Source organism: Thalassospira lucentensis MCCC 1A00383 = DSM 14000 (genome assembly GCF_000421265.1).
Taxonomy (GTDB): Bacteria; Pseudomonadota; Alphaproteobacteria; order Rhodospirillales; family Thalassospiraceae; genus Thalassospira; species Thalassospira lucentensis.
Genome location: NZ_ATWN01000002.1, coordinates 353,572 through 378,261, shown reverse-complemented (window position 1 = coordinate 378,261; position 24,690 = coordinate 353,572). Strand labels below are relative to the sequence as shown.

The following is a 24,690-nucleotide window of genomic DNA, read 5'->3' as shown; positions in this document are numbered from 1 at the left end:
CACGCCCCTAAAAAGCAACCCCTGTGTCATCTTTTAGAATTTCTGTCACGATATAAGTCCGGTACCAGACGATGTTGTCATCGGCATCAAACAATGTGTCGCAGAGGGCTGTATATTCGGCCATATCGCGCATGTGCAAAACCAGAACGCCGGTGACTTCCCCGGTGACCAGAAAGCATTGCCGGACAGCGGCAAGTTCGCGGGTTTTGCGAATGAAGTCCTGACGATAGCGATTGCCGTGCCGGTGAAATTCAAGATTGATCACCGCCGTGAGCGGCCGTCCGATCAAGGCCGGGTCGACCACCGCAACGGTTTTCAAAATCACGCCGGTTTCGCGCAGCTTGGCGACGCGCCGCAAACAGGCCGATGGCGACAGGCCGATCTTTCCGGCCAGATCCGCATTGGGAATATCGGCGTTTTCCTGTAACAAACGCAGGATTTTGGTATCGATCTGATCCAGTTCGGCCATTTAAACCCTTTGCATAAATCTGATCCATTTTGAAGTAGGTCGCTTTCTGCGCAGCAAGAAATAGAACAGCGCGCCGCGGGGCTAAGGGCGTTCACACCTAGGGCAGAAGAACTCTATCCGAAGGGCTTTTTTTGGCAGCGTTACAGCGTTTAATCGAAACGCCACACCGCTCTTCACGCTACTCGTTGCCAAAGGAAAACTCAAAAAAAGAAAAATGAACTGGATGTAATGTAATAGGACTTATTGGCGGCCCCAAGGCGCACACTATTTAAACAATATAAGATTTTGCTCTGTACCTTATGCGCTTAGAAAGCTAGTTATTCAGCCTACTGCATAAATTTATGTGTCTCGACTAAAATTACAAAAGTGGGCACCATACTCCAATGAAAAACATACTTGTTACCGGTGGCGCAGGTTACATAGGTTCACATATTTGCTTGAGATTACTGGAACATGGATATTGCCCGGTCGTTCTCGACAATCTTACAAATGGTCATAGGGACTCGGTCCCGATCGAAGCTTCATTTGTTCGTGGAGACATACGTGATCGCGCAACGTTAGATCATATTTTTAAAGATTATAAACCGATTGCCGTAATTCATTTAGCTGGGCTAATCGAAGCAGGTTTGTCGATGAAGACACCTGAGGACTTTTACAATGTTAATGTAACAGGATCACAAGTTCTGTTTGCGTCAATGCGCGCCAACGAATGCTATAGTATAGTATTTTCTTCAACCGCAGCCGTTTATGGAAATTGCTCCCAACAATTGATAGACGAGGAGCAACAGATAAGACCAACCAATCCTTATGGACGCTCCAAAGCTATCGTAGAAACAATCTTGCAAGACTACAGCGAAATATATGGCTTCAAAGCACTTGCACTTCGTTATTTCAACGCTGCGGGTGCCGACCCAAATGCACGTGCGGGGGAAAGACACACTCCAGAAACGCATCTGATTCCTCTAGCGCTTCAAGCTGCCTCTGGCATTACTTCTGGGATGCAAGTGTTTGGAACGGATTACAACACCTTGGACGGAACCTGTATCCGGGACTATATTCATGTCGATGACCTTGCTAAAGCACATATTGATGCTCTCAGTTTTGTTACCAACCAGCATCAACCAAATTTTGACTACATAAACATTGGCACGGAGTCAGGTGCATCCGTGTTGCAAGTTTTAGAACTATGCCAACAGATAACTGGGAAAAGTTTCGAGATTAACTATCAAAAACGTCGAGACGGGGATCCTGAACGCTTGGTTGCAAGCGCCCAAAAAGCTAAAAGGTTACTTAACTGGACGGCAAGGTTCCGAAACCTCGAAGAAATCATTTCCCATGCTTGGAGCTTTTTCGAAAGCCAATCAAAATGACGCAAAAATTTATCCCATATGGCCGACAATCAATTGATCAGGATGATATAGAAGCCATCGTAAAGGTGCTTAAATCCGATTATCTTACAACCGGCCCAGCTGTGAATGAGTTTGAAGGTCTGCTCGCAGATAAAACGAACTCCAATTACGCAATTGTATGCAACTCTGGTACGGCCGCACTACATATGGCAGCTCATGCAATCGGTCTTTCTGAGAACGATGCTGCCATTGTCCCATCAGTAACATTTCTCGCCTCTGCCAACGCAATGACATTTACTGGAGCTAAAGTCATTTTCGCAGACTGCGATCCAGCAACAGGCTTAATGACCAAAGATCACCTAGAAGACGCCATTCTTCGCGCAAAGAAAGCTGGCCTGTCCCCCAAAGTTGTAGTGCCCGTGCATTTAGCGGGGCAACTCTGTGACATGGAAGCAATAAGCAAAGTTGCGCGGCGCGAAGGCATGTTTGTCATCGAAGATGCATGTCACGCGATAGGCACAACTTATGGCCCCAACCTCGAACACGTCGCAGGTGACTGTAAGTGGTCAGACCTGACAGCCTTTTCTTTTCATCCTGTGAAGACCATTGCGATGGGTGAAGGTGGAGCGGTTACGACCAATTCGAGTGACTTTGCAAAAAAGCTTGAGCTTTTTCGGAATCATGGGATCACCCGTAAACCAGAAGAGTTTGTCTCAGAAGATACAGGCAAGGACCGCTCGGGCGAATGGGGTAGTTGGTACTATGAAATGTCTCAACCAGGCTACAACTACAGGGCATCTGACATTCAGTGCGCTCTTGGCAGCAGCCAACTTAAAAAGCTCGATATGTTCGCAGCCAAGAGAAGAGAATTACGGGAAAAATACTACTCTCTGGAGAACAGCCTGCCGGAAGGGATTAGGCTAGCTAATCGCGTTCCCAATTGCTCGCCATGCCCTCACTTAATGATTGCACTCTTTGACAACGATTTTCTAGGTAAAGGGCGTAATCACGTGATGGAAAAACTGAAAAATGATGGAATTGGTACTCAAGTTCACTACATCCCTGTTCATCTTCAGCCTTACTATCGCACACAAACAGTCGGAGTTGATTTTTCAGGCACACTAAGCTTCTACAACTCCTGCCTTTCACTTCCGATCTATACTTCAATGTCCCCGAGAGACATTGAAGCCGTAGTCTCGTCTTTAAAAAGCCTGTAACTCCCGATTTGTCTGGATACGGGCAAAAAAGATAAACTATTTCTTCTTAAAACGGGCAGAATGCGCACGAGAGAATAACGTAGAAACCAAAAACCTGAACAGGGCTTTGGGCAGAAGACGATACAGAGCTTCCCAACCGAAATATAAGAACAACGGTCTAGTTGAGCCAGAGTGACGCCATATTTTCCACATAGCGAACAACTCCTTGCCGGAGTAGAGACCTGCATGTTTTTCACGAATAAACATCCACAAGTCGACATGTTTCCGTCGAGATATACTGGCTAGCATTGCCGTTGATTGCACTCGGTAGTGGAATAGCGGGCGCTTAATGACCCCCCCCTTATAACCAGCCTTGCCTAACCGGATATTCCACTCCCAGTCTTCATAACCTTTGCGCATCAACTCATCATACCCCCCCAAATCCTCCCAAATTCTTTTGGGTTGAAGAATGCAGTAGGGAAGTTGATTTAAGAACAACTGTTCAAAAAAGTTATAGTGCTTTTCCAAAATTCCAGATGACTCTGCCTCCAGAGACATCCAAGAAAACATGAAGTCGATACCATCATTCTCAGTAATCAACTTCAAACCCATCTCTAAGAATTCAGGTTCCAGCCAATCATCGCAGTCAAGGGGAAGAATGTATTCTCCTTTAGCAGCAGCGAACCCTACATTGCGAGCACGCGGCAAACCTTTGTTTTCCTGCCTTATGAGAAGCACTCTACTTGAAATTTCGTCCAGGAACTTGATGGTTTCAGGATTATCCGAACCATCATCTACAATGATGATTTCCAGAGGTTTGACTGTCTGATTGAGCACAGACTGAACAACCTGATCCAAGAACGCGTGCCCATTATAGCAAGGAATAACTACAGAAACTGAAGGCAACATCCCTCATTGTCCCGTTGGTTTGGCTGGATGACAAACGGCCCATATCTCGCCCCAAATTGTTCTTAAACTATCAATTTGTATGTTGGCACGGTGTAACTCGTCCTCAAATTCGGAAACAGTATGTTCAATAAAATGCGTCTGATCATTAAAATACGTTATCTCAAGTTCCTTTCTGAGGGGAACATGCCATTCGCGCTGAAACGCGGGAACTCGGATGAGAATTTTTCCTGGTGACAACACATTCACAATCCGCCTCAAGAATGCCTGTCTATCCTCAATGTGCTCCAATACATTTGAGAGAACAACTACATCGGCAACTCCATCTGGCAGCACCTGAAATGCATCACCAAATATAAATTTAAGATTTTGTGGATTATCGGCGGCTATTGCCTGATTAAAACGTTGCTCGTCCATCTCGACACCGAAGACCTGACTCTGCGATACGTTCAAGGCTATAGATCGTGCGACGGCACCATATCCACAACCAATGTCAACAACACGATTACCCTGGCTGATATTTTCGACAAAAAAATCATGGTATCGCATTAAACGATGCTTTGGATGCTCCCCTCCTTCATATGCCATGGCCCGCTCAGACAGCAATCGCTCCAAGTTATCCTTTATGAGGTACAATCGTCTTAACGCTGCCGCTGGCTGCCCGATACGAGACTCGATCATAAGGAGTCCAAAGATCAGCCCGCCTCTCGCCTTTCCTGGAATTAACCGAAATATACAAGAGATCGCACCGACAACCCACAAGACAAATGAACGCATTATAAAATCCAAAACTTGGTGTTTATATAAATCAAGTCGAAATTAAGAGCCTAAACTGAACGTTAGCACTATCCCAGAAATAAGATTACACTCTTACTAATGAAAATCTTCCAATCAACATCAAACTGTCCACATAGATAAATTGCGGCCCAGTTGACGGAATATCGAAAAAATCACTATGTTTTATGCTCCCCCAAACAAGACAAGCACGCTAATTTTCAAAAACCGTGAGCGACACAATAAGTATGAATATGGCATATTGCCAATATGATACCTCAAGAAGCCAGACCGATAGCCACATAAATTTACACCCATTAACTGGTGATGACTATTGTCGAATTTGTTAATCGTTGTTGTTGCTGCACGCATATCAGAGTGGATCACGAAAGGTGAAACACCCTATTCATATCTCAACCCTGGTGGAAAGTTTTCAAGAATAGCAATAATATCTCTTTGCCCAGATGAACCTGAGGCGGAAGAAATAAAAAAACTATGCGGAAATGCGTATGCCGAATTCTATACTACTAATCTTATGACTTTCCAAGGAATGCTGACAACATTATTCATCCCGCAACTTATTAAAAAGTATATCAACAAGCAATTGAACCTAAGCTTTCATGATGTAAAATCAGTATCAGTCAGAGCTTACGGAGATACGTTTGCGGGAACTGTAGCTGCAATCATTGGAAAACAATACGGATACAGAAGTGTTGCCAGCATTCACACCTGCCATTTAACCGCGCCAAAAACTGAAGCCATATCCATAAAGCATCGTTTGATCCGATTTTTTGAGTATTTCCTCAGGCGGTACACTCATAAAAACATTGATTTTCTGGCGCCAGTTTACAGCCCAGCTGTGGACACCATCCCAATAAAGTACAGAAAAAAAACTGTTCTTATCCCTAATTCGGTTGGCGTTCGGGGCTGCGATACAAAGCGTTCCTATGTTCGGAAATCTTCTTTTCGATTAATTACTGTTGGTAGACTTATTGATGGAAAATCAATATTTCCAATTTTGAACGCAATCAAGAATTGTGAGAATCTTCATCTCACGGTAGTGGGTGATGGTCCGAATAGGTTTCAAGTGGAGCAATGGATAGAAAAACATAACATGTCACAAAGGGTGACTCTAATTCCACGAATGCAGAACATTATGCTTATTGAACAATTAAAAAATTTTGACGCCTTCATCGCCTTTACTCTTTTCGCAGAAGTCCCAAAAACAGTAATTGAAGCTGGCTTGGTAGGCCTGCCTATTGTACTGAACGAACCGCGGCAAGGACGTCCAGTCGAGTACAAGGACGCCTCTATAGTGTGGTGTTCAGGCACCCCGCAAAGCTTCCGGTCTACTCTCATTGAACTGGCTAGTGATGAACAAAAATCAGCACTATATGGGCAAAGAACAAAGGACGCTTTTAAACGGATTTTTGACCCTGCGACTTGCAACGAAAAGATATATCACTTGCTGACAAATGAGATGGAAAAGACAAAAACAGCCATCCCCGACATAAAGAGGCCAAGACAAGATGAGTAAAATTGCGATTATCGCAGGAACACGCCCAGAATTGATAAAACTAGCTCCAGTTTCTCGGGCTCTCGATATCTTATTCGGCAAAGAAAATGTCACATTTTACTGTACTGGACAGCACCGGAAACTTCTCGATCAAGCGGTTGATAGCCTGAATATACACGTAGATGTCGATTTTAAATTGATGACAAATACGCAATCATCGGCCGATATTCATAAAAGAGTTTTAACTGTACTTGAAAAGGAGTTCGCGCAGAATCGTCCAGAAATTCTAATAGTTCAGGGAGATACCGCATCGGCGTTTGCAGGGGCGATGTCCGGTTTTCTGCTAAACATTCCCGTGGTTCACGTTGAAGCCGGATTACGAACTCATGACTTGACTAACCCCTGGCCCGAAGAGGGGTTAAGGCAAATGATCGCACGCATAACATCCCTGCATCTAGCACCGACAGATCAAGCCAAGGATAACTTAGTCAAAGAGGGCATTCATTCCGACACAATTCATGTTGTTGGCAACCCCGGCATCGACAGCCTTGTGCTTGCGAGACAAGAACCAAATGCTCAACTTCTCTTAAAGCCAGTTAAGGGCGGCACTAAGGAAAAGCTTATACTTATAACTATGCATCGCCGAGAAGCTTTGGATGGTGATCTGGACCAGTTTTGCGTGGAATTGGCTAAAACCATAAAGCAACACAGCGACAATAGATTTGTATGGCCACTACATCCAAATCCTAAAGTGCGTGAAACGGTTAGAAGACATTTTCCTGAAGGGAGCAAGCATTTAAATTTACAACTTGTAGAGCCCTTACCATATCAAGAAATGATCACCATGCTCGACTATGCAGATTTAGTGATCAGCGATTCTGGTGGAATGCAGGAGGAAGCACCATATTGCGGTGTTCCGATCATCGTGGTCCGAGACGTCACGGAACGCCCCGAAATCATAGACCTTGGACTAGGGTGCCTCATAGGGTCACAAGCTAAAAACCTGAGTGAAGCCGTAACAAATCACCTGAGCGTTCGCCCACAATCGAGCGCCACAGAAAAATGGCAAAAAATACAGGGGCATGGGAAGGCCGCGGACCGCGTAGCAGAGCATATCGTCAACTTTGTAAACCAGAATCAGACAAATGCTTATAAACACAATAAACACCGCCATAAAACAGCATAAACAAACATGCTGATCCGAATAAAATTTCGTTATTTCCGCTTAATTTAAGAATTTGGACCAAATATTTAACTAAGCCGAATACAACAACGTTGACGACAATAATGATGAAGGACGGTAGTGTCTCCCATACTGCACCTGGGAATCCATTTCGATTTGCCAACACACAGTAAGTAAAGGCCAAAATCACCTTCCCTGAGAGAACGCCCAGCGCAATTCCTGCTATGCCCATACTCGGGCCGAGATAAATCGCTATTGCAAACCCCAACAATGAACTGATCAGGGTTGAAAACATCAATCTTTTGCCTGAAGAAACGGATACAATGAAGTACTCCCAACCTGTCGCAAGTTGATTTACAAATACTGAAGCACCAAGCAGAAAAACGACGCCTGACATATCCGTTGCATTGCTGTTCACCAACAGGGAAATAGCGGGGTCTGCGATTAAAGCGAGCAAAAAAAGTGTAGGTAACCCAAGTTCAACAAACGTCATGGTGCGCTGCTGAACAATTTCACGACAACGTTGGTAATTCGAATGATGTGTTTGCTGAACTATCTCTGGAAACAACAACCACCATAATGGGGCACCGAGCGCGACAATTACAGAAAGAAGCATTACGGCCGCTGTATACTGCGCAACCACCTCCGCCCCCAAGTAATTCCCCACGATCAAGCGGTCCCCTAAGTTTCCAGCCCATTCAGCAAACCCTGCGAGCATAAAAGGGACACCTGAAATCAATACTCGCCAATTTGGATTCTGACAGCGTGCGTTGCCCGATTTTGAGTACAGCAGGAACATTACGATCAGTACCACTGCGATCACGCAGAGCTTTGTGAGCACTAAAACTGCAAGTGCAGACCATAATGAAAGACTACCCGCAAGAAAAACAAGAGCTAGAACACATAGATGCAAGGCTAAAGCGCTTAGCTGCACAATCAACGAATAACGCACCCATCTCATCGCCCTAAAGTACTCTTGAACAAGAGCTTCTATTGCGACGACCCATGCTAAAGCTGACACTGCGAGAACAACGGAAGAGGATTTAAAAGCCATACTTAGGGAAATCAGTGAATTGATTTCTCCAGAAAACACTAACATTACGCCAGCAAGTAACACGCAAAGAAAAGAAACAAAACTGATCGAAAAAACTAGTAAGCCCCACCCCTGTTGCGGCTTTGGTCCGGCAGCAACTTGTCGAATAACCGTATAGCCGAGGCCGGCAGAAATGATTGGCACGAAAGCAAAAGAAAGACTGAGAATTTGAGTGTAACCACCGAACACTGCTGCCCCTAGCGTCCAAGACAGCAACGGTGTAACAACAAAACCGCTACCACGTGCTGCAGCCTCTGCCATAAATCTTAAACCAAGATCACTTTTGCAGAACCGCAATAATCGTCTTGCGCTGGGCGTCTTCACTTAGCCGCCTTTCTTTCTCAAAACCAGATAGTAGCGATTTGCAAATATTGGGAGCAATTTACTGCATCGTCCATCCAAGTCGGGGTATGCGCCTTTCTTATGTATCCTGTCACGCAATCTTGTGACTTTATCAATATAAGGAAGTAGCAATAACTGACTGAGGATACCCGTTGGTATATCCTCTAAGGTCTGACACCCAAGCGCATGAACCAATTTACCAATTTGGCGCCGCGACATGGGGAAAATGCCAGAAAAACCACGTTTTAGATAAAACCGTCGCCAGTATAACCAACCAAGATTCCAAACATTGCCAATATCAAGGATTACAATCCCACCCGGCTTAACAATCCTGACCATTTCTGAAATTGCAGTTTGCTGATCAGGCATCAACAATAGCGTTGCGTAACTCCAGGCAAGGTCGACAGATTCATCTTGAATCGGCAACTCCAGGGCAGATGCTACGACAGGACTTGGGCGACTTTCTACTTCAGCCAAAAGATAGTCGGGCCGCTGTTTCAGCTGTTTAAGCATGCCCTCACTAATATCCACGCAAATTGTTTCACAGGCGACTTTCAGAGCAGCGTCAAGAGCATGACGACCGTTTGCTCCACCTATATCAACCACCCGGTCACCATGCTTCGCGTATTTCTCTATGAGATGCCATTTGAGCCACTGCGGATATTCTTCACCAATTTCGGTCTCATATACACTGGCACAGGCATCAAAGTGCTGTTGCTCAACCTTATTCATGTTGCAGCGCCCCCCGATCGAAACTGCCGAAGTATTTCGAGCACGCCCTCGAGGACTGGTTGATAGACGATTTTCCCACGATAGTAGGGATACAGCTCTCCTCCGAATGACTTCTTAAAGTCGTTCAGACCTTTCAGCTTCCCATTGGGCGCTGAAGGAAAGGCCTCCCCGCATTCTAGGTATTCCAAACCAGCCTCACTAAAATGCTGTATTGACTTCCACATTCCATAGTCGTTCGCGCACAACTTAAGAGCGTCCTCGTGACTGGCAACGGTCCAGTAAAGTGCCGTATTTTTATAGATCAAAAAATTTTGGATCGTGAGAGGATTACCATGGTCGCAAACAACACAACTCTTACATAGCCCTGCATCAGCGACTTCTGAAAAAAGAGACTGAAAGTATGCCTTCGGATGCGGAGAGATAGAGTTGCGCATGCAAGTTCTGATATGAAGGTCATAATACTGATCGCAAATATTTGAGTTTGGAACAACAATATCTGCCGTAAGACCATTGCGTCCGGCCTTTTTAATTTGCTTCCTGCTTCGATGCTCAAGACCATTCCATAGTTCTTCTAGCGCCCTCTCCCTAATCGATAACACCCAAGACTGTGTCGATGTATCCTTGACACCAAAATAGCACATTGGATTTGGGAATGGACGATCAATGGACAGTAACTGAGGAACAAGCGGAGCACTTGAAAAATCACATCTACGAACCTTCAGAGAAATTGCGAGAGAGCGAATGGTAGCTTGGATTATTTCCTGTACCTTTTTCAAAGAACGTCTTGGTAGCTCCGAAGATAATGCAGGCCCACCTGTACTCTCAAAGTGCCCCCCGACGCATGTGTTAAGAAACCTCGGCCTTACAACAACTAACGGCACTATTGCGACAATCTGATCCGAACGGGATCTATCCCGCACACAAAAACTGTGATCCTCCGTCCGCAACCAGTGACTTCTTGCGTTTAACAATTCTGATCGGTGCCACGCCCAGGCAGACGTGAATGTATCAGCGGCTGTGTCCCAACATGCCCTGTCACAATCAGAACGTAAGACGACCTCATACATCAGGTTTCAATCCTTTTGCGACCTCGACGCTGAAAAGCAGAACTCAGCCCCAGAAGGAAAAAGAGAACTAAATGGATATAATGAAACCTCGTAACGCTCAGATCGAACAACTCAGCAACCAACAGGCCGAACACGACTGCATTCAAACATAACGTTTGCAAATCCTTTGAATGTTCAGCGGTAGTTACCTTATGTTCAGAAATAAGCGGCCTTACCCATAGAGCAGAAATTAAAATCGCACCTAAAAAACCTGTCTCAACTATTGCATTCAGAATGACCGAATGAATTGCCATTACATCTGCTTGTTTTCCAAATACCACCTCAGCACCCAGACCGAAACCACTTCCTATGAACCAGTTTTGCGAGGCTACCTCAATTGCTTTAAGAAAACCATTTCCTCTCTCACCCAAGCTTAGAAATTCTTGTCTACTTCCATCAAACATGTTTGAGATTTCTTGTGAAAATTCAGCCCAAACAAAAATAAGAACAATTAAAAATAAAAAGACTAATATAGCAGAAGGCACGTTGAATATTTTTGTTCTTAAACGTGGAGAAAGAATAAAGTATGCGCATGATGAAATTACGAGTAACAACGACATTCTGGACCCAGAAAGCAATAGTCCTAAAACCATCATAACCAAAAGAAACACATAAGTTCTAGGCATATCTTTTTTAATTAAAGTCAAAAAAATCAAACAAATTGCAGACACTATTCCAATTCCATTTGGGTTCGGATAGAAACCAGAAAATCTCTGCAATTCAATCAACTCGTTGTTAAATAAAATGTGTCTCTGACCAAGAGACTGAGAGAATTCGAGCCCAAACAAAAAAAATGTGCCATGTCTTACGTTGGGATCAGTATTCGTAATTTCTGCGATCCAACCGGCCAAAGCGTAAAAAATAGAAACTAGTGTGATCAAACACATCCCAAGAACAAAACCTTTTAATATTTTTCTTGGATCCGCACACGAATAAGCCGTGAAGTAAACCAAGCAAGCTGGAACAAGCGCCAGTGTTGCTCTTTTTAGAGAAAGTATAGGGTCCTGCCCCACAAAACTGGAAATTACAGCAACAGCACACCATAAAAGGAAAAGAAGGCAACTTTGGTTTAATGAGAGATATTTAAACTCAGAAAATAATTCAGAAAACCTGAAATTGGCAAAGGCTATCAGCCCCACAAAAAGCCCTACAAACACAATGAATTGCAGTGCACCAGATAACTCAATGTATTCGTAGTTAACGCGAACACGCATAAACGGTAGTAGAGTAATAACCCCAATGAAAGCTCCCAAAAAAATTGGGGGAGCACTATTATTTTTCAGTAACTTTCTCATCTAGCAAACATCCAACCAAGTCCCGAAATTTTCGCCCGACACAACGAGCTTCATAGTTAGATAGAGTTAATGCGGATGGTGAATATTTACGCTCTCTGGCATTTAACCAATTTCGGATCGCTTCAGAGATACCATATACGTCGGAGGGATCCGCAACTATCCCGCCCGCCTTTCGAGTAATGTCGCACACCACTCCGGGGCGGCAAAGAGATAGGATAGGCGTACCGCTGCCTAAATAATCAACAAGCTTCGAAGGAAGATAAAAACTACTCCCTTTCCCAGGAGCATCCACAACCACGAGTAAATCTGCATCCTGCATCTCGCGCAAAGCATCCAGATGAGGAACTTGGCCCATGTACCTGACGTGCTTTTTTTTACATCCACCATTCTGATCTTCAAACTCGGCATAGGATGGATGCCAAGCACCAAACACTTCAAGAGTGATGTTAATTTGACTTTCGAGGTTCAGTCGATTTATCGCCGAAAATAATGCGTCGGGCGTCCTCGCTCCGTAGAACGACCCAAACAGCCGAAGCGTGACAGATGAACCAAAACTTTTCCCTGGGGACTTTTTCCTCGCATAAAGGGAGGCATCGAACGAGTGAGGTAAGATCGCGGACTTCGCATTCAGCGCAAAGTCACCATTTGTAAAGTGATCTCGCAAACCTTCCGTCGGGAAAACAAGGCAATCAGCACACTCTAATACTTTTCGCTCCTGCATGTCGCTCCAATTTGAAAACACCGGAACGCTCACTTGATGATCTGCATTCGACCAAGGATCTGAAAAGCACGCAATCCAAGGAATCTCCGGATTTCTTCGTTTAAGCTTTAATCCAACAAGATGTGAGGAGTGATACTGTGAGCGCGTCACGAAACAATCATATCTCTCCCGAAGCAAAAGCTTTCGCACCTTGGAGGAAACGATATGATTAAGTACAATCCAGCGGTCAGGCCGAAACGGCAAGCGCGGAAAATTGCTTATTTTTCGAATTAATGTTGATGCACCAACTCTAATCACTCGGCCGGGTATTTTCTCGGCATAATTTCCCATTTCACTGTCAAGAAATGGGCCTACCAAACCATTATCGAGCGTTAAAACATCAATCTTACAATCAGGTACATTTCGCAACAGTTTTGCAGTTACAAAGCCTTCCGGACTGACCGTAGGGGGATAACAATACCCGAGGATAAGCAAACGGGGTATCTTAGTAGTGGACATCATTTCGCCGTATGAGCCAAAGACAAAAATTCGCAGTCATCTAGAGTTATGCAGCTAAACCCTGAAAAACACGACAATGCATGCAGCACATCGGGTTCATTCACAATATCTGCCGGATCAAAGTAGAGGTTTAAGACTATAGGTAATTTGGCTTCAAACAGCTTCCTGTAACTTTCCAACTCTCTGAGCAGCTTTTTCTTTCCGAGCGCATCCGGTGCCGACAAAAACCCCCAACTATCCATCAACTGTGCAGGTTTACTTAGGCAACCATTCAATGGCAGCTCAACGAGACCTTCTCCACAGTTGTAAACGCTACCGTTCAACATTCCGAACACAGGCTTGGTGGAACTTGAAACACGATACCCCAATGAAGCAACAAAAGAGTACATCTTAGAAAGTTGCTCTTTCTTGTTAAACTCTCCAAAATGTGGCGTTCTAAAGACTGTGGGTGGAGTGCCTGTCAACTTCGTTAGCACGTCATGCCCAAGCAAAATGTCTTCTTTCCAAACATCATCGGGTACGTTGCAATAAGTAAATGTTGAAAACGGCTTTCCTGTCATCTCGTTAATATCTGCATGACGTCTATAGCCATGATTTACGAACTGAGCCCCCAAGTCGAGGAGCTTACAGTATTCCCCCCAATACGTTTCAAGCAGTTCTCCTGGCACAGCATAGAATGCTGTCATGCCAAATTTCTGAAGATACTCTTGAACTCGCACCGCCGCCTCAGCATCACGATCAGTGTCACAGTCAAAAGAAAGTAAGATTACAGGCTCAGCCAGGCCGGCACGCCGCGCCCAACTCAAGAGCTTTATCTTATAAAACATCGGCCAAACACGGTTTACCGCTCTCAATGCAAGCGTATGTGAGTGGCATATCATTTCAGAAAAACCCCAGAAGAACCAAGCGGACGGCACACAAAAATACGTTAACAATCACATCATTTTAGAATGACCCAGCGAACGATAAACTGAACGATATCCTTCTGCCGATTGCTCAATAGAAAAACATTCTCGGACACGCTTTTTACCCGCAAGCCCCATTTCCTTAGCAACGCTGGGGTTTTGAAGTAAGTAAGCTATCGCCTTTGCAAGTTCTTTTGGTGCTTTCGCGGGGACCACCAAACCTGTTTCTCCATGTACAACAGCTTCTGGATTCCCTCCTACATCAGAAACAATCATAGGCAGGCCTGCCGACATTTCTTCGATTACTGCGTTTGAAAAACCTTCCTCATGAGATACCAGCACTCCAATATCTACAGCCGCAAGGTAATGATTGACGTCAGTTCTCTTGCCAACAAAATGCAACCTTTGACTGACCCCCAACCTCACGGCCAGATTTTCTAACTCTTTCTTCATACCAACGCTGTCGTTACCAATTACAATCAAGTGCCAATCCGGTAGCGTCGGGAAACTCTTAGACAGGAAGCCGCATGCCTCAATGAGGTCTTGATAACCCTTGTATGGAAGCAGGTTAGCAACAGTTGCAAGCACGACAGCATCCAATTTTATTCCAAGATCGGCTCTTACGGCAAAATCTCGCCTACTGACATTTTCTGTCTCGTCAATACCGTTATATACGAGCCGCAGTTTTTCAGCAGGCACATTTTCCATGTATTCTAACTGTTTAAGGACTGCTCTTGAATTAGCAAGAACGACAGACATTTTTTTGTGCAGAAAGAATTCTACTTTGCGAACCCATTTTGGATACTTTTCGAGATATTTGTTCATACTGCGACGACTCATAATCTTTTTAGAGCGCACATGCAGTAACGAAATAGGGGCCAACATCAGGTATGAGGCTGGTAAGAAAAAATGGACAACGTCGGGGCTACGACGAAACAGATGCAAAAAGAAGAAAACGCACGTCCATATTGTTGTAAACGGCTTAAGCATAAGAGGAACATGCGTAAACCAACCGCTAATTGGAGGAGTAACAACCTTAATTCCACATCTTCGCATTTCCTCAGATAGTTCTCCGGGACGTTCAAAGCAGAATATACTCATAAGAAAGTCATTACTCGCAACTATGGGCAACGTTCTCAGGAGGTGAGTTTCGGTCCCTCCCCGCTCCAAAGACCTGATTACAATAGTAATTTTAATAGGTTCCGCCATATGGGCTATTCCGAAAAATACATATCTACATACCAAATAACCCGACCTACATTCAGGCAATCCACATTGCGTCAATGGAAACCAAACAGTAGGGAAACACAATTTCACCAGCCTAGCATTATTGGTCATGCCGCAGCCTTAATACTTCAAGCTATGACTTCGTTTTATGCGCGACATGCTATCACTTTATACAATTTACTTGCTCCTCGCCAAACTCTGATTTTGTCAATCAGGTAAATAGATAGCTTAGATTTTAAATTTTCTGACCGTTTTGGACATGCTTCTGTTGTGAATATACATTATGACCAATCAGCGAATAGCAGAGCTGTGCGTGATAATAGTTACGCTAGAAGATTGTCAATCTTAGAGTGCTCTGGCAGATTCGGTCTGTAACCAAGCAAAAACTCAAGGAAATGCAGTTGTCTAATCACAAGGAAATAAACGGCGACCACATTCGGGGGGGTAAATCGCGTCTAACTTACCTTTGGTTGAACTTTTTACGGAACCTAAGGTGTTCTCAAAAACTGAAATCCAAAAAAATTAATTTTGGGAATGCTTTTGAGACAGCCGACGACTTGGGCAGTTGGTCTCCTGGCCGTGGATTAGCCGAACATTTTCTGATCTCTGAGCTTCCCAAATTGCTTAATAATTCAGGATATACTGACATAAACAACGTTAACATTCTGGATATTGGCTGCGGGTCAGGAAGATCTGTTGAACTATTCGAGACTGCGGAGCTCGGCGGAGCATGGACAGGATTAGACATCGATGATCGATTTGTAGAACGTAAGAGTTCTCGTTTTAGCCTATCATTCAACCAATGTGACGTTCTATCGAAAGATCACTCTCCTGAGTTTGACTTGATTTACACAAATTCTGCGCTTGAGCACATTCAGGCAGACCTTGACTTTCCTAAGAAAACTGTCACCTGGCTGAAGCCTAAAGGTATACAATTACATTTTTTACCTGCTCCAGCATCATTACCTCTTTATCTATGGCACGGTTGGAGACAGTACAGTTTGCGCAGAATTGAACAGACGTTTCCTAACAGCGCGATCGAAGTCTACGCTATCGGTGGGCTAGCAAGTACAATTCTTCACTTTTTTTTTATTACTCCTTGGGAAAATTTTTTCCGCATTTCTCTTCGAAAGAAATTCACTCGAGTCTATAAATGGCTACTATACTACTCAATCAAAGCTGACGATTACGTCCCCATATTCCCTGTATTCTATGCAGTAGTCGTATCGAAACGCTCCCTAAATAACTCAAACTGATCGAGCATCAAAATGCGTGCTGACTACACAATCAAGGACGACGGCGCCCTAAGTGAAGAACAACGACTAGATCATCACTGGACTGAAAACTGGAAGAAAATAGGAAACAGGCGTCGCTCTCAGTGGAGGATCAAAGTTCGACCAGAGTATAAGGTTGTCCGTAAATTTGCTCCACCAGCGGGGAGAGATGTCCGCGTCCTGGACGGTGGTTCTGGCCTTGGGGAATGGTGCATCTTGCTTCGTGACTTGGGATACGAACCATATGGGCTAGACCTAAGTACCCCTACGATAGAATCATTGCGTAGCGAATTCCCAGCAATGAATTTTGTTCGAGAAGATATCCGGGCAACATCTTTCGAAGACAACTTCTTCGACCTTTATATTTCGTGGGGAACTTTTGAGCACTTTGAAAACGGACTCACAGATTGCTTTAAAGAAGCGTACCGCGTCCTAAAACCCGGCGGAACACTGATAATCAGCGTTCCATTTTACAATCAGCGACTGAAAGAAATCGATGCTAAACAAGGTAAACCAGAAAAAAGCGGAGACAACGAATTTTATCAGTGGCGCCTAGAACCTCATGAACTAAGCGAAGATTTCAAAATTAATGGCTTTGACTGTAAACATGTAGAACCGATTTATACTAGAGAGGGTATAGGGCGCCATCTACATCATAAGTATGGTATCCCGTACGGTAACTTTACGCGATTTACGTCTATGGCGCTCAATCCATTTGCTAATCCAAATAAATTTGCTCATATGCTTATAGGCGTAGCGGTCAAAACATAAATCGGCGCTAAAAGAACGAGCTTCGCGTGCTCTTCAATATCTCTGTTAAGATGTAGGCGTGATACCAGACGACATTTTCGTCAGCCTCAAACAGCGTGTCACACAGGGCTGTGTGTTTGTCCATGTATTGCATGTGCAGCATAAGAACGCCGGTGACCAGACAGTATTGCTGGGCGGCGGCGAGTTCGCCGGGTTTTGCGGATGATAGCGGCGTGATGCGCCGCAAACAGGCCGATGGCGACAGGCCGATCTTTCCGGCCAGATCGGCATTGGAAATATCGGCGTTTTCCTGTAACAAACGCAGGATTTTGGTATCGATCTGATCCAGTTCAGCCATTTAAACGCAACTCCAAAGCACAAAATAATTAAACAACGCTGTCACATTGTGGAGAATTGCGCAAATTCGGCGTGAATGCCCGCAGGCCAAGCCCTACTACACCATGCTGCCCCATCACTGGCTGTGCAGGGCTCCGTCAGGCATCGATCTTGATTTGGCCGATCGGGTTGGAGCAGCAGGCAAGGATGTAGCCGTCTTCGATGTCTTCGTCCGTGATCCCACCATTATGGACCATATGCACCTGCCCCTCTGTCTTGCGCACTTTGCATGTGCCGCAAATTCCCATCGAACAGCCCGATGGGATGACCAGCCCGGCACTGCGCGCCGCGGCAAGAACCGTATCGGTTTGTGTGCAGTTTGCGGTGATACCTGATGCCAGAAACTCGATAACCGCATCGGTTTTCTCGTCTGGAATCACATCATCGGGGGTTTCTTCTGCGTTGATTTTCGGCGCCTGGAAGCTTTCCTGATGATAGCGATCCATATCGAACCCAAGGCCGATCAACACTTCGCGCACAGCCTGCATAAAGGGTTCCGGCCCACAGCAGAACACTTCACGTTCCAGATAATCCTGCGCCATCAAGCCCAGCATCAGCTGATTGAAGGTCCCGAGATAGCCGGTCCACGGCTTGAAAGGATCGGTTTCCTCGACAACCCATTTCAAGTCGATGCCATTAATTCGCGACGCCATATGTTCAAGCGCTTCGCGGAAGATGATATCGGAAGGTCGCCGCCCGCAATTGACAAACACAATGTCAGGATCGCGCCCGGAGTCATACAGATGCGTGGTCATCGACATCATGGGCGTAATGCCAGACCCCGCAGAAATAAACAGGTATTTTGGCGCCGAATGATGCACCAACGAGAAGTTCCCGGCCGGGCCCTTGGCGCGCAGGCGCATCCCCGAACGCAGGTTATCAAGCATCCAGCGTGTGCCAACCGATCCGGCCTGTGCCTTGACCGTCACAGTCAGTGATGTCGGCCGGGAGGGCGAGGAGGAAATCGTGTATGTCCGATAAAGCGGCCCCCCAGGCACCGGAAGTTCCAGTGTAATGAACTGCCCCGGATCATAGCTGAACAACGCGCCAGAAACCGACTGGAAACAGAACGTCATCACGTTGGGGGCTTCTGGCAGGAAGGAAACACATTCGAGTTCTTCGGTGTCAGACCAGAATGCAAGTTTTGGTTTGTCCATTACCGACATCAGATTACTCCGCTGCGATCTGTTCGGCAGCGCCGAGCTTGTCTGTCAAAGTTTTGAGGTACCAGTCAACGAACTGAATAACCCCGCCTTCCTGTGCAACGGAGTAAGGACCGACCTGATACGCCGGTGTCAGGATTCCACGCTGGTTATTCTCGACAACTTCCTGATCCTCGGCATTTGTTGCCAGCCATACTTCGGTCAAGCGTTTCAGATCGTAATCACGCCCTTCCTCGGCATCCTTATGGACCAGCCATTTGGTGCAGATCTCGGTTTGTGTCGGGCTGATCGGGGTGACCCGGAAGACAATCGCATGATCGGCCAAAAAATGATTCCATGTCGTCGGATACAGGTATTTCAGAAGCGACCCGGCATTCTTGAACGGAATGGACGAATTCGGGCGGGCCACCGCGGCCTTGGTATCAAGCGTATAGCTTTCAGCCGCCCCGACCAGCGGCACGCGGACAAAACGCCATTCGCCGCCGTCTGCCTCCTTAAAGGCCGACGGCACACCGACGGCCTCGCACCGAGTGACGTGGTCATCAAGCTCGGATGCCAGTTCGCCGTCGCCGCTATTGCCGATTTTACGCGCATCCTCGGGGAAAGAGCGGCACAAAGACGGATGGTTGCCCCCGCAGTGATAGCATTCGCGATTGTTTTCCCAGACGAGCTTCCAGTTCCCATTTTCAACAATGGTGCTTTCGAACGCGACCTTTGAGTTTTCCAGATCATGGGGTGCCAAGTATTGTCTGGCCATGGTTTCAAATTCCGTCAGGTCCGGTGCCCGGTCTGCCAGACAAATATAGACCAGCCCATGGATCGTCCGACAGTGGACCGGCATCAACCCGAACTTGCCAGCATCAAAATCCGGCCCCATTTCGCGCGCCCATAGCAACGTTCCGTCAAGATCATATGTCCATTGATGATACGGACAGACCAGTTTGGGGTTCCGTCCCTTTTTGGCCTTGCACAGAATGGATCCACGGTGACGACAGGAATTGTGGAAAGCGCGGATGACGCCATCATTGCCGCGCACGATCACAACCGCATAGGAGCCGACCTCATAGGTCACATAATCGCCAGCCCGGGGAACCTCGCAGCTTGGAATGGCAAACAGCCACTCCTTGTAGTGGATATGTTCCAGGTCGAGATCAAAGACCGAACGGGACGTGTAAAAAGATTGTTCCATGGAATATCCGGGGACATGACGCGCCAAGATATCTTGAATCGAATGCGGGAAAGACAGCATGGCAAACATCCGTCTGCTAAGGGTTCAAATCAACCAAAAGTGTGGACTTCATGGGTGTTTTTTCAATAGTATTAATTTTCATGCTGGTTTAGCTGAACTAATCTGAAATGCATTTCGGCACGACGTGATGTCATGTGCCCGATTTTGGGAGCCACACGTGCAACGGCCCTATGATCTTTCATCAATCAATGCCTTGATCTGTTTTGAAGCTGCGGCACGCAACCTGAGCTTCAAAACAGCCGCACAGGAAATGAATGTCACGCCTGCGGCCATCAGCCATCAGATCAAGGCCCTTGAAACGGATCTTGGCATCAGTCTGTTCACCCGACGCAATCGCGGCGTTGAGTTGACGGAAAAGGGGGCATATTTACTGTTCGCCCTGCAACGCGGGTTTGAAACGATATCAGACACAATCACGCAGTTGCGCGATCAACCCGAAACCGTTGACGTCACCATCCGCACCACAACAGCGGTCAGCTCATTGTGGTTAACGCCAAAGATTTCGGCGTTCTGGCGGTTTTACCCCAACATCACCGTTTCACAGATTGTCAGTGACGTCCCGGGCATGACGGGCCGATGCGATTTAAGCATTCATTACAGCAATCCATATGACGGCAGCGAGGGTTATCACAAACTGTTTCAGGACAACATCATTGCGGTCGGAACCCCGACCTTGCAGGCCGAACACAACATTCAGACCATCGAAGACCTGCTGCACGCGCCGCTTATTCATGTGCACAATGATGAGTCGGGCTGGACAAGCTGGTCAGACTGGTTTGCGCAATTGGGATACCACGCACCAAAAGGGCGCAGCTTTCATCTCAACAATTACATGATCGCCCTGCAAGCCGCCCAGGAAGATGTCGGTGCGATGCTAGGGTGGGACGGGCTTATCGGTCCTTTTTTGGAAGACGGACGGCTTGTCCGGCTTGTTACGCAAAACATGCCATCCCCAATGGAATTTTACTTGCAGGTCCATCCCCGCGCATCGGAAAAAGCCCGTATCTTTGTTGACTGGCTGGTTGAAACTGCGTGATGTCACACATGCCGGGCATCACTGGTCGCACCAGATTTCTGCTCCATCAGATCAATATAATTAATGTCAACATCGCGGCCCTTAACCCGCGTCTGTGGCCACTGCCATCCCCTTTAAGTTGAAGCCTTTCATTTTGGGATGCTCCCCGTTTGCGCAATTTCAAGGCGCTATATGCTTAAATAACGCTTCGATATTGTGGAAATTTGCGCAAAATCGCTGCCCCGGAGGCACGCCCGTATGGCATCATCTGCGCAGTTAAACCGCCCTCGCCTGCCTACGAAAAAACCGATATACACAGCCCCACACACAATCGATAGCCCCACCTGCGAAAGCCCCACGCATGACACGTACCCTGCAACGTTATATTTTTGATCTGATCAACCGCAGCCAAAAGCTGTTTGTCACCCTGATGAAGGTGATGTTGCCGGTTATGGTGATTGTCCGTATTGCGCAGGAATTTGGCGCGATTGATGTCGCATCTGAACTGCTGACCCCGGTGATGGCGTTAATTGGCTTGCCGCCCGAGGCCGGTTTGATCTGGGCGACCTGTGCGCTGGTTAGCATGTATGGCGCGGTCGGGGCGTTTATCGGATTGGCCGGAACCCTTGATATGACGGCCGCACAGCTTAGTGCCTTGTGTGCGATGATGCTGTTTGCCCATGGGTTGCCGGTCGAACAGGCGATTGTCAAACGCGCCGGGGCCAGCCTGATTGCGACCACGGCCCTTCGTGTCGGGGCGGCAATTGGCTATGGCGCGCTGGTGACATGGGTCAGCAATGCCACCGGTTGGCTGTCCGAACCTGTTGATTTTTCATGGATGGCCGGGGGGGACATTGCCAGTGCGGCAACCGGGCTTGCCGGTTGGGGTGAATGGCTTATTCAGACACTTAAATCACTTGTCGTCAGTTTTGCGGTGATTACCGGGCTTCTGGTGATTTTGGATGCCATGAAGGTCACTGGCCTGACCGATAAATTCACCCTTGCGATGTTGCCCATCCTGCGGGTATCGGGCCTGTCGCGCGATGTTGCGCCGGTGACAACGATTGGGGTGTTGCTGGGCCTGACCTTTGGTGGGGCGCTGATCATTGATGAGGCCCGCCGGAACAACTATCCGCCGCGTACTCTTTTCCTGTCGTTAAGCTGGTTGTCGCTGTCGCATTCACTGATTGAGGATACCGCGATCATGCTGGCCCTTGGTGCCGACATCTGGGTCATTCTGGTCGGGCGGGTGATATTAACCCTGATCATCATTGCCCTTCTGGCACGATTGACCCTGCGCTGGGACCGCAAACCCGATCAGTTGGCAACCGATACCGCCTGAGCCGCATCTAGTTTATTGCGCCAGCCATTCGACCAGCGGCAGCCATGTTGATTTTTCGGCCCGTGATCCGACCATCATGCCGATGTGCCCGGCGGAGGGATGCAGTTCGGAGCGGATGTCTGCGGGCAATGCATCAAACAGTGCCTTGGCACTTTCGGGTGGAACAATCCGGTCACTTTCGGGGATGACGGCAAGCGTTGGGCAGCAGATGTCGGCCGGATTGATATCAATGCCGTCAATCTGCCATTGGCCGCTGGCCGGTTTGTTTTCGACATACCAGCCGATCAGACAATCAACCGCTACCCGGCGCGTCAGCGGCACGCCATCATTGAGCCAGTCTTCCAACCCAACGAAATCACGTGCTTTGGCCGATTTGGCGGGCATTTGTTCGAACCGGCGGAATTTTTCCCCGATCATGAACGGATCAAGGCTGGCGAACAGGCTTTGCAGCACATCAACCGGCAAGATGTCGTGAATGGCCAGCATATGGGGCAAGGAGGGTGCGAAGGCTGCGGCAATTCGTGATTGCGCCGGACCGGCGGCCATAAAATCCCACGGGGTGGCCAAAAGGGCGAGTTTTTTGACCTGTGCCGGATCGAGCAAGGTTGCGGCCAAGGCCAAAACACCGCCCATGCAGTAGCCGATCATTGGCACCGGGCCACCATTCATGTCAGCAACGTCTTGCAGAGCCATGACCAGACGCCCGGCGATATAATCATCGAGCCCGAAATTCACCTCATCCTCGCCGGGATATCCCCATTCGACCAGAAGCGGTCGATAGCCCGATTTGGCCAAGAAGCGCGCGAAGCTGCGTTTTTCATTCAGATCAAGAATATAGCCGCGATTAACCAAGGACGGCACGAGCAAGACAATCCCGTTGGGATGCTTGCTGTTTTTCGGGGCAGTGACGCCGTAATCAAATATCTGCGTTGAGCCGTCTTCCCAGATCACCGGCACATCATCGGCATTACGCCGATAGTCATGACGTTGATAGGCGCGCACCCCGTCATGAAAGGCCGCATGGCGGTCAAAGGCGACACGGTCGAGCGCCTGTGCCACATCATCAGGGTGATAGGCTTCAATCTCGCTCAGAAGGGTCTTTGCCTGTTCCCGAAGGTCGGCCTTCCAGGGCAGCAATTGTTTCTGAAAGATCGGTAATGCGGCGCGCGAGCTGAGCCAGCTCGTCATCTCGACTGCCATGTGCATCGGAAGCGGCCTTGGCCCTGCCCGTCTTTGATTTTCCCGTTTGGGTGGCAGTTTCTTTTGCCGTTGCGGGTTGATCATTTTTTCCCTGCCCCTTTGCCGGTGTTGTGCGGCCTGCTTTTGCTGTTGGTATGGCGTCTGATGTCACATCATCCTGGCTGTCGGTGCCTGACGACGTCTTGGTTGTATTGTCAGTCGTGTCTTTTTCTGGCGTTTTCGGCCCTGTCGCGCCCGGCGTGCCCGGCGATCGGGAACCGGACATGCCGGTCATGTTGGGCGAAAATGGCATTCCCGGAAACGGGACACCGGGAAATGAACCACCGGCAAACGGCGGCATAGGAAGATCGCGCGCGGCCTTGGCCATCTGGTCCATCATCGCCTGCAACGGATTGTCCACCGGCAGTCCCGCCATCGGGTTTGCGGACATGCCGGGCAATGGCCCACCGGGTTGCTGGCCCATTGCCATCTGACCGATCAGATTGCCCCATGCCTCAAATCCTTCGCCCATGCGCGAGGTATCGGCCCCAAGGGATGCATAAAGACGCCCAATCGCACTGGCGGCCTGCGTGCCATCGACAGTTGTTGCGACCTGTTGACGCCATAGATCAAGAAAACGCTGTGCCAGCTGATCAAGGTGATCGTCACCGTCAAGCTTTTGATCTGGTGATCCGGCAAGCTTTTGATCCGGTGCCGGGTCCGTGTTTGTGCCCGACCGTTCTTTGCGGGTCGCGGTGCTTGTCTGTTTGCTGGTGCTCGCACTTGCTGTGGTACTGACCTTGGTACTGGCGTCGGTACTGGTTGTCTTGTTTGACACCCTTGCCGCCTCCTGATGCTGTGTGGCAGATCTGCTCTACTATAGAAGGATGCGACGCACGGGAAAATGAAATCCCTTGCTGTGCCGCAACAAACTGTATTCGGGGTTGTTTTTCGCAGCGCACTCCACGTTGAAGACTGGACACATTGAAAAAATCACGTCACTGTCATAG

At 47.5% G+C, this 24,690-nt stretch carries 23 protein-coding genes; 8 read left to right on the top strand and 15 right to left on the bottom strand.

Going from position 1 to position 24,690, the window contains the following annotated elements:
• Positions 1-7: 7 nt before the first annotated feature.
• Complete coding sequence (locus K355_RS0105870) at positions 8-469, bottom strand: Lrp/AsnC family transcriptional regulator (protein ID WP_022731186.1); 462 nt, start codon at positions 467-469, stop codon at positions 8-10.
• Between the two features lie 383 nt (positions 470-852).
• On the opposite strand from K355_RS0105870, the gene galE reads away from it, so the two are divergent.
• Together galE and pseC are read left to right on the top strand one after the other, a co-directional pair.
• On the top strand, positions 853-1,839 hold the full coding sequence (galE, locus tag K355_RS0105865; protein WP_022731185.1) for a UDP-glucose 4-epimerase GalE: 987 nt from the start codon (positions 853-855) through the stop codon (positions 1,837-1,839).
• Positions 1,836-3,035 carry a UDP-4-amino-4,6-dideoxy-N-acetyl-beta-L-altrosamine transaminase gene (gene pseC, locus K355_RS0105860; protein ID WP_022731184.1) on the top strand — a complete coding sequence of 400 codons (1,200 nt, stop codon included), beginning with the start codon at positions 1,836-1,838 and terminating at the stop codon, positions 3,033-3,035. The genes galE and pseC overlap by 4 nt, the downstream gene beginning before the upstream one ends.
• A gap of 36 nt (positions 3,036-3,071) precedes the next feature.
• Here pseC and K355_RS23220 read toward each other — a convergent pair whose 3' ends face one another.
• Together K355_RS23220 and K355_RS25015 are read right to left on the bottom strand one after the other, a co-directional pair.
• The gene (locus tag K355_RS23220) at positions 3,072-3,923 is read right to left on the bottom strand and encodes a glycosyltransferase family 2 protein (protein ID WP_022731183.1); all 852 of its coding nucleotides are present in this window, start codon (positions 3,921-3,923) and stop codon (positions 3,072-3,074) included.
• Between the two features lie 3 nt (positions 3,924-3,926).
• On the bottom strand, positions 3,927-4,697 hold the full coding sequence (locus tag K355_RS25015) for a class I SAM-dependent methyltransferase (RefSeq protein WP_051145942.1): 771 nt from the start codon (positions 4,695-4,697) through the stop codon (positions 3,927-3,929).
• A gap of 331 nt (positions 4,698-5,028) precedes the next feature.
• Here K355_RS25015 and K355_RS0105845 point away from each other — a divergent pair, with 331 nt between their 5' ends.
• Entirely contained in the window at positions 5,029-6,231 is a 1,203-nt protein-coding gene (locus K355_RS0105845; RefSeq protein ID WP_147250354.1) for a glycosyltransferase, read from the top strand.
• Positions 6,224-7,396, top strand: a complete 1,173-nt coding sequence (gene wecB, locus K355_RS23210; RefSeq protein ID WP_022731180.1) for a non-hydrolyzing UDP-N-acetylglucosamine 2-epimerase — start codon at positions 6,224-6,226, stop codon at positions 7,394-7,396. Before K355_RS0105845 ends, wecB begins: the two co-directional genes overlap by 8 nt.
• Here wecB and K355_RS0105835 read toward each other — a convergent pair.
• From K355_RS0105835 to K355_RS0105805, 7 genes are all read right to left on the bottom strand, one after another.
• Positions 7,329-8,810: a lipopolysaccharide biosynthesis protein gene (locus K355_RS0105835; RefSeq protein ID WP_022731179.1), complete on the bottom strand. Its 1,482-nt coding sequence runs from the start codon at positions 8,808-8,810 to the stop codon at positions 7,329-7,331. The genes wecB and K355_RS0105835 overlap by 68 nt on opposite strands.
• Positions 8,811-9,560: a class I SAM-dependent methyltransferase gene (locus K355_RS0105830; RefSeq protein WP_022731178.1), complete on the bottom strand. Its 750-nt coding sequence runs from the start codon at positions 9,558-9,560 to the stop codon at positions 8,811-8,813.
• Positions 9,557-10,336 carry a GNAT family N-acetyltransferase gene (locus K355_RS25340; RefSeq protein ID WP_162142283.1) on the bottom strand — a complete coding sequence of 260 codons (780 nt, stop codon included), beginning with the start codon at positions 10,334-10,336 and terminating at the stop codon, positions 9,557-9,559. The genes K355_RS0105830 and K355_RS25340 overlap by 4 nt, the downstream gene beginning before the upstream one ends.
• A 290-nt stretch (positions 10,337-10,626) precedes the next feature.
• Positions 10,627-11,961, bottom strand: a complete 1,335-nt coding sequence (locus tag K355_RS0105820; protein ID WP_022731176.1) for an O-antigen ligase family protein — start codon at positions 11,959-11,961, stop codon at positions 10,627-10,629.
• Positions 11,939-13,156 (bottom strand): glycosyltransferase, encoded by a 1,218-nt coding sequence (locus tag K355_RS25525; protein WP_162142282.1) that lies wholly within the window; start codon positions 13,154-13,156, stop codon positions 11,939-11,941. Before K355_RS25525 ends, K355_RS0105820 begins: the two co-directional genes overlap by 23 nt.
• Before the next feature lie 23 nt (positions 13,157-13,179).
• The gene (locus tag K355_RS0105810; RefSeq protein WP_162142281.1) at positions 13,180-13,986 is read right to left on the bottom strand and encodes a polysaccharide deacetylase family protein; all 807 of its coding nucleotides are present in this window, start codon (positions 13,984-13,986) and stop codon (positions 13,180-13,182) included.
• Positions 13,987-14,115: 129 nt separating this feature from the next.
• Positions 14,116-15,294: a glycosyltransferase gene (locus tag K355_RS0105805; protein WP_022731173.1), complete on the bottom strand. Its 1,179-nt coding sequence runs from the start codon at positions 15,292-15,294 to the stop codon at positions 14,116-14,118.
• A 419-nt stretch (positions 15,295-15,713) separates the two neighbouring features.
• Here K355_RS0105805 and K355_RS0105800 point away from each other — a divergent pair, with 419 nt between their 5' ends.
• Both K355_RS0105800 and K355_RS25010 read left to right on the top strand, forming a co-directional pair.
• Positions 15,714-16,568 (top strand): class I SAM-dependent methyltransferase, encoded by an 855-nt coding sequence (locus K355_RS0105800; RefSeq protein ID WP_162142280.1) that lies wholly within the window; start codon positions 15,714-15,716, stop codon positions 16,566-16,568.
• A 12-nt stretch (positions 16,569-16,580) separates the two neighbouring features.
• Positions 16,581-17,357: a class I SAM-dependent methyltransferase gene (locus K355_RS25010; RefSeq protein WP_022731171.1), complete on the top strand. Its 777-nt coding sequence runs from the start codon at positions 16,581-16,583 to the stop codon at positions 17,355-17,357.
• 7 nt (positions 17,358-17,364) lie between these two features.
• Here the strand turns inward: K355_RS25010 and K355_RS26160 are convergent, their stop codons facing one another.
• The 3 genes from K355_RS26160 to K355_RS0105780 form a co-directional block, all read right to left on the bottom strand.
• Entirely contained in the window at positions 17,365-17,694 is a 330-nt protein-coding gene (locus K355_RS26160; RefSeq protein ID WP_022731170.1) for an AsnC family protein, read from the bottom strand.
• 136 nt (positions 17,695-17,830) lie between these two features.
• Positions 17,831-18,898, bottom strand: coding sequence for an FAD-binding oxidoreductase (locus tag K355_RS0105785; RefSeq protein ID WP_022731169.1), 1,068 nt, complete (start codon positions 18,896-18,898; stop codon positions 17,831-17,833).
• A gap of 4 nt (positions 18,899-18,902) precedes the next feature.
• Complete coding sequence (locus tag K355_RS0105780) at positions 18,903-20,084, bottom strand: aromatic ring-hydroxylating oxygenase subunit alpha (RefSeq protein WP_245562915.1); 1,182 nt, start codon at positions 20,082-20,084, stop codon at positions 18,903-18,905.
• Between the two features lie 217 nt (positions 20,085-20,301).
• Between K355_RS0105780 and K355_RS0105775 the strand changes: the two genes are divergently transcribed.
• Positions 20,302-21,180, top strand: coding sequence for a LysR substrate-binding domain-containing protein (locus K355_RS0105775; RefSeq protein WP_022731167.1), 879 nt, complete (start codon positions 20,302-20,304; stop codon positions 21,178-21,180).
• 340 nt (positions 21,181-21,520) lie between these two features.
• Positions 21,521-22,501, top strand: coding sequence for a nucleoside recognition domain-containing protein (locus K355_RS0105770; RefSeq protein WP_022731166.1), 981 nt, complete (start codon positions 21,521-21,523; stop codon positions 22,499-22,501).
• A gap of 12 nt (positions 22,502-22,513) precedes the next feature.
• Here K355_RS0105770 and K355_RS0105765 read toward each other — a convergent pair whose 3' ends face one another.
• Positions 22,514-23,689 carry an alpha/beta fold hydrolase gene (locus K355_RS0105765; protein WP_245562914.1) on the bottom strand — a complete coding sequence of 392 codons (1,176 nt, stop codon included), beginning with the start codon at positions 23,687-23,689 and terminating at the stop codon, positions 22,514-22,516.
• Positions 23,580-24,518 carry a hypothetical protein gene (locus K355_RS25005; RefSeq protein WP_022731164.1) on the bottom strand — a complete coding sequence of 313 codons (939 nt, stop codon included), beginning with the start codon at positions 24,516-24,518 and terminating at the stop codon, positions 23,580-23,582. The genes K355_RS0105765 and K355_RS25005 overlap by 110 nt, the downstream gene beginning before the upstream one ends.
• Between the last annotated feature and the right edge of the window lie 172 nt (positions 24,519-24,690).

Excerpts from the sequence above, each read along its gene's own strand:
- K355_RS0105870 (WP_022731186.1), bottom strand. The coding sequence starts at position 469 with ATGGCCGAACTGGATCAGATCGATACCAAAATCCTGCGTTTGTTACAG.
- galE (WP_022731185.1), top strand. The coding sequence starts at position 853 with ATGAAAAACATACTTGTTACCGGTGGCGCAGGTTACATAGGTTCACAT.
- pseC (WP_022731184.1), top strand. The coding sequence starts at position 1,836 with ATGACGCAAAAATTTATCCCATATGGCCGACAATCAATTGATCAGGAT.
- K355_RS23220 (WP_022731183.1), bottom strand. The coding sequence starts at position 3,923 with ATGTTGCCTTCAGTTTCTGTAGTTATTCCTTGCTATAATGGGCACGCG.
- K355_RS25015 (WP_051145942.1), bottom strand. The coding sequence starts at position 4,697 with ATGCGTTCATTTGTCTTGTGGGTTGTCGGTGCGATCTCTTGTATATTT.
- wecB (WP_022731180.1), top strand. The coding sequence starts at position 6,224 with ATGAGTAAAATTGCGATTATCGCAGGAACACGCCCAGAATTGATAAAA.
- K355_RS0105830 (WP_022731178.1), bottom strand. The coding sequence starts at position 9,560 with ATGAATAAGGTTGAGCAACAGCACTTTGATGCCTGTGCCAGTGTATAT.
- K355_RS0105820 (WP_022731176.1), bottom strand. The coding sequence starts at position 11,961 with ATGAGAAAGTTACTGAAAAATAATAGTGCTCCCCCAATTTTTTTGGGA.
- K355_RS0105805 (WP_022731173.1), bottom strand. The coding sequence starts at position 15,294 with ATGGCGGAACCTATTAAAATTACTATTGTAATCAGGTCTTTGGAGCGG.
- K355_RS25010 (WP_022731171.1), top strand. The coding sequence starts at position 16,581 with ATGCGTGCTGACTACACAATCAAGGACGACGGCGCCCTAAGTGAAGAA.
- K355_RS26160 (WP_022731170.1), bottom strand. The coding sequence starts at position 17,694 with ATGGCTGAACTGGATCAGATCGATACCAAAATCCTGCGTTTGTTACAG.
- K355_RS0105785 (WP_022731169.1), bottom strand. The coding sequence starts at position 18,898 with ATGTCGGTAATGGACAAACCAAAACTTGCATTCTGGTCTGACACCGAA.
- K355_RS0105780 (WP_245562915.1), bottom strand. The coding sequence starts at position 20,084 with ATGGAACAATCTTTTTACACGTCCCGTTCGGTCTTTGATCTCGACCTG.
- K355_RS0105770 (WP_022731166.1), top strand. The coding sequence starts at position 21,521 with ATGACACGTACCCTGCAACGTTATATTTTTGATCTGATCAACCGCAGC.
- K355_RS0105765 (WP_245562914.1), bottom strand. The coding sequence starts at position 23,689 with ATGACGAGCTGGCTCAGCTCGCGCGCCGCATTACCGATCTTTCAGAAA.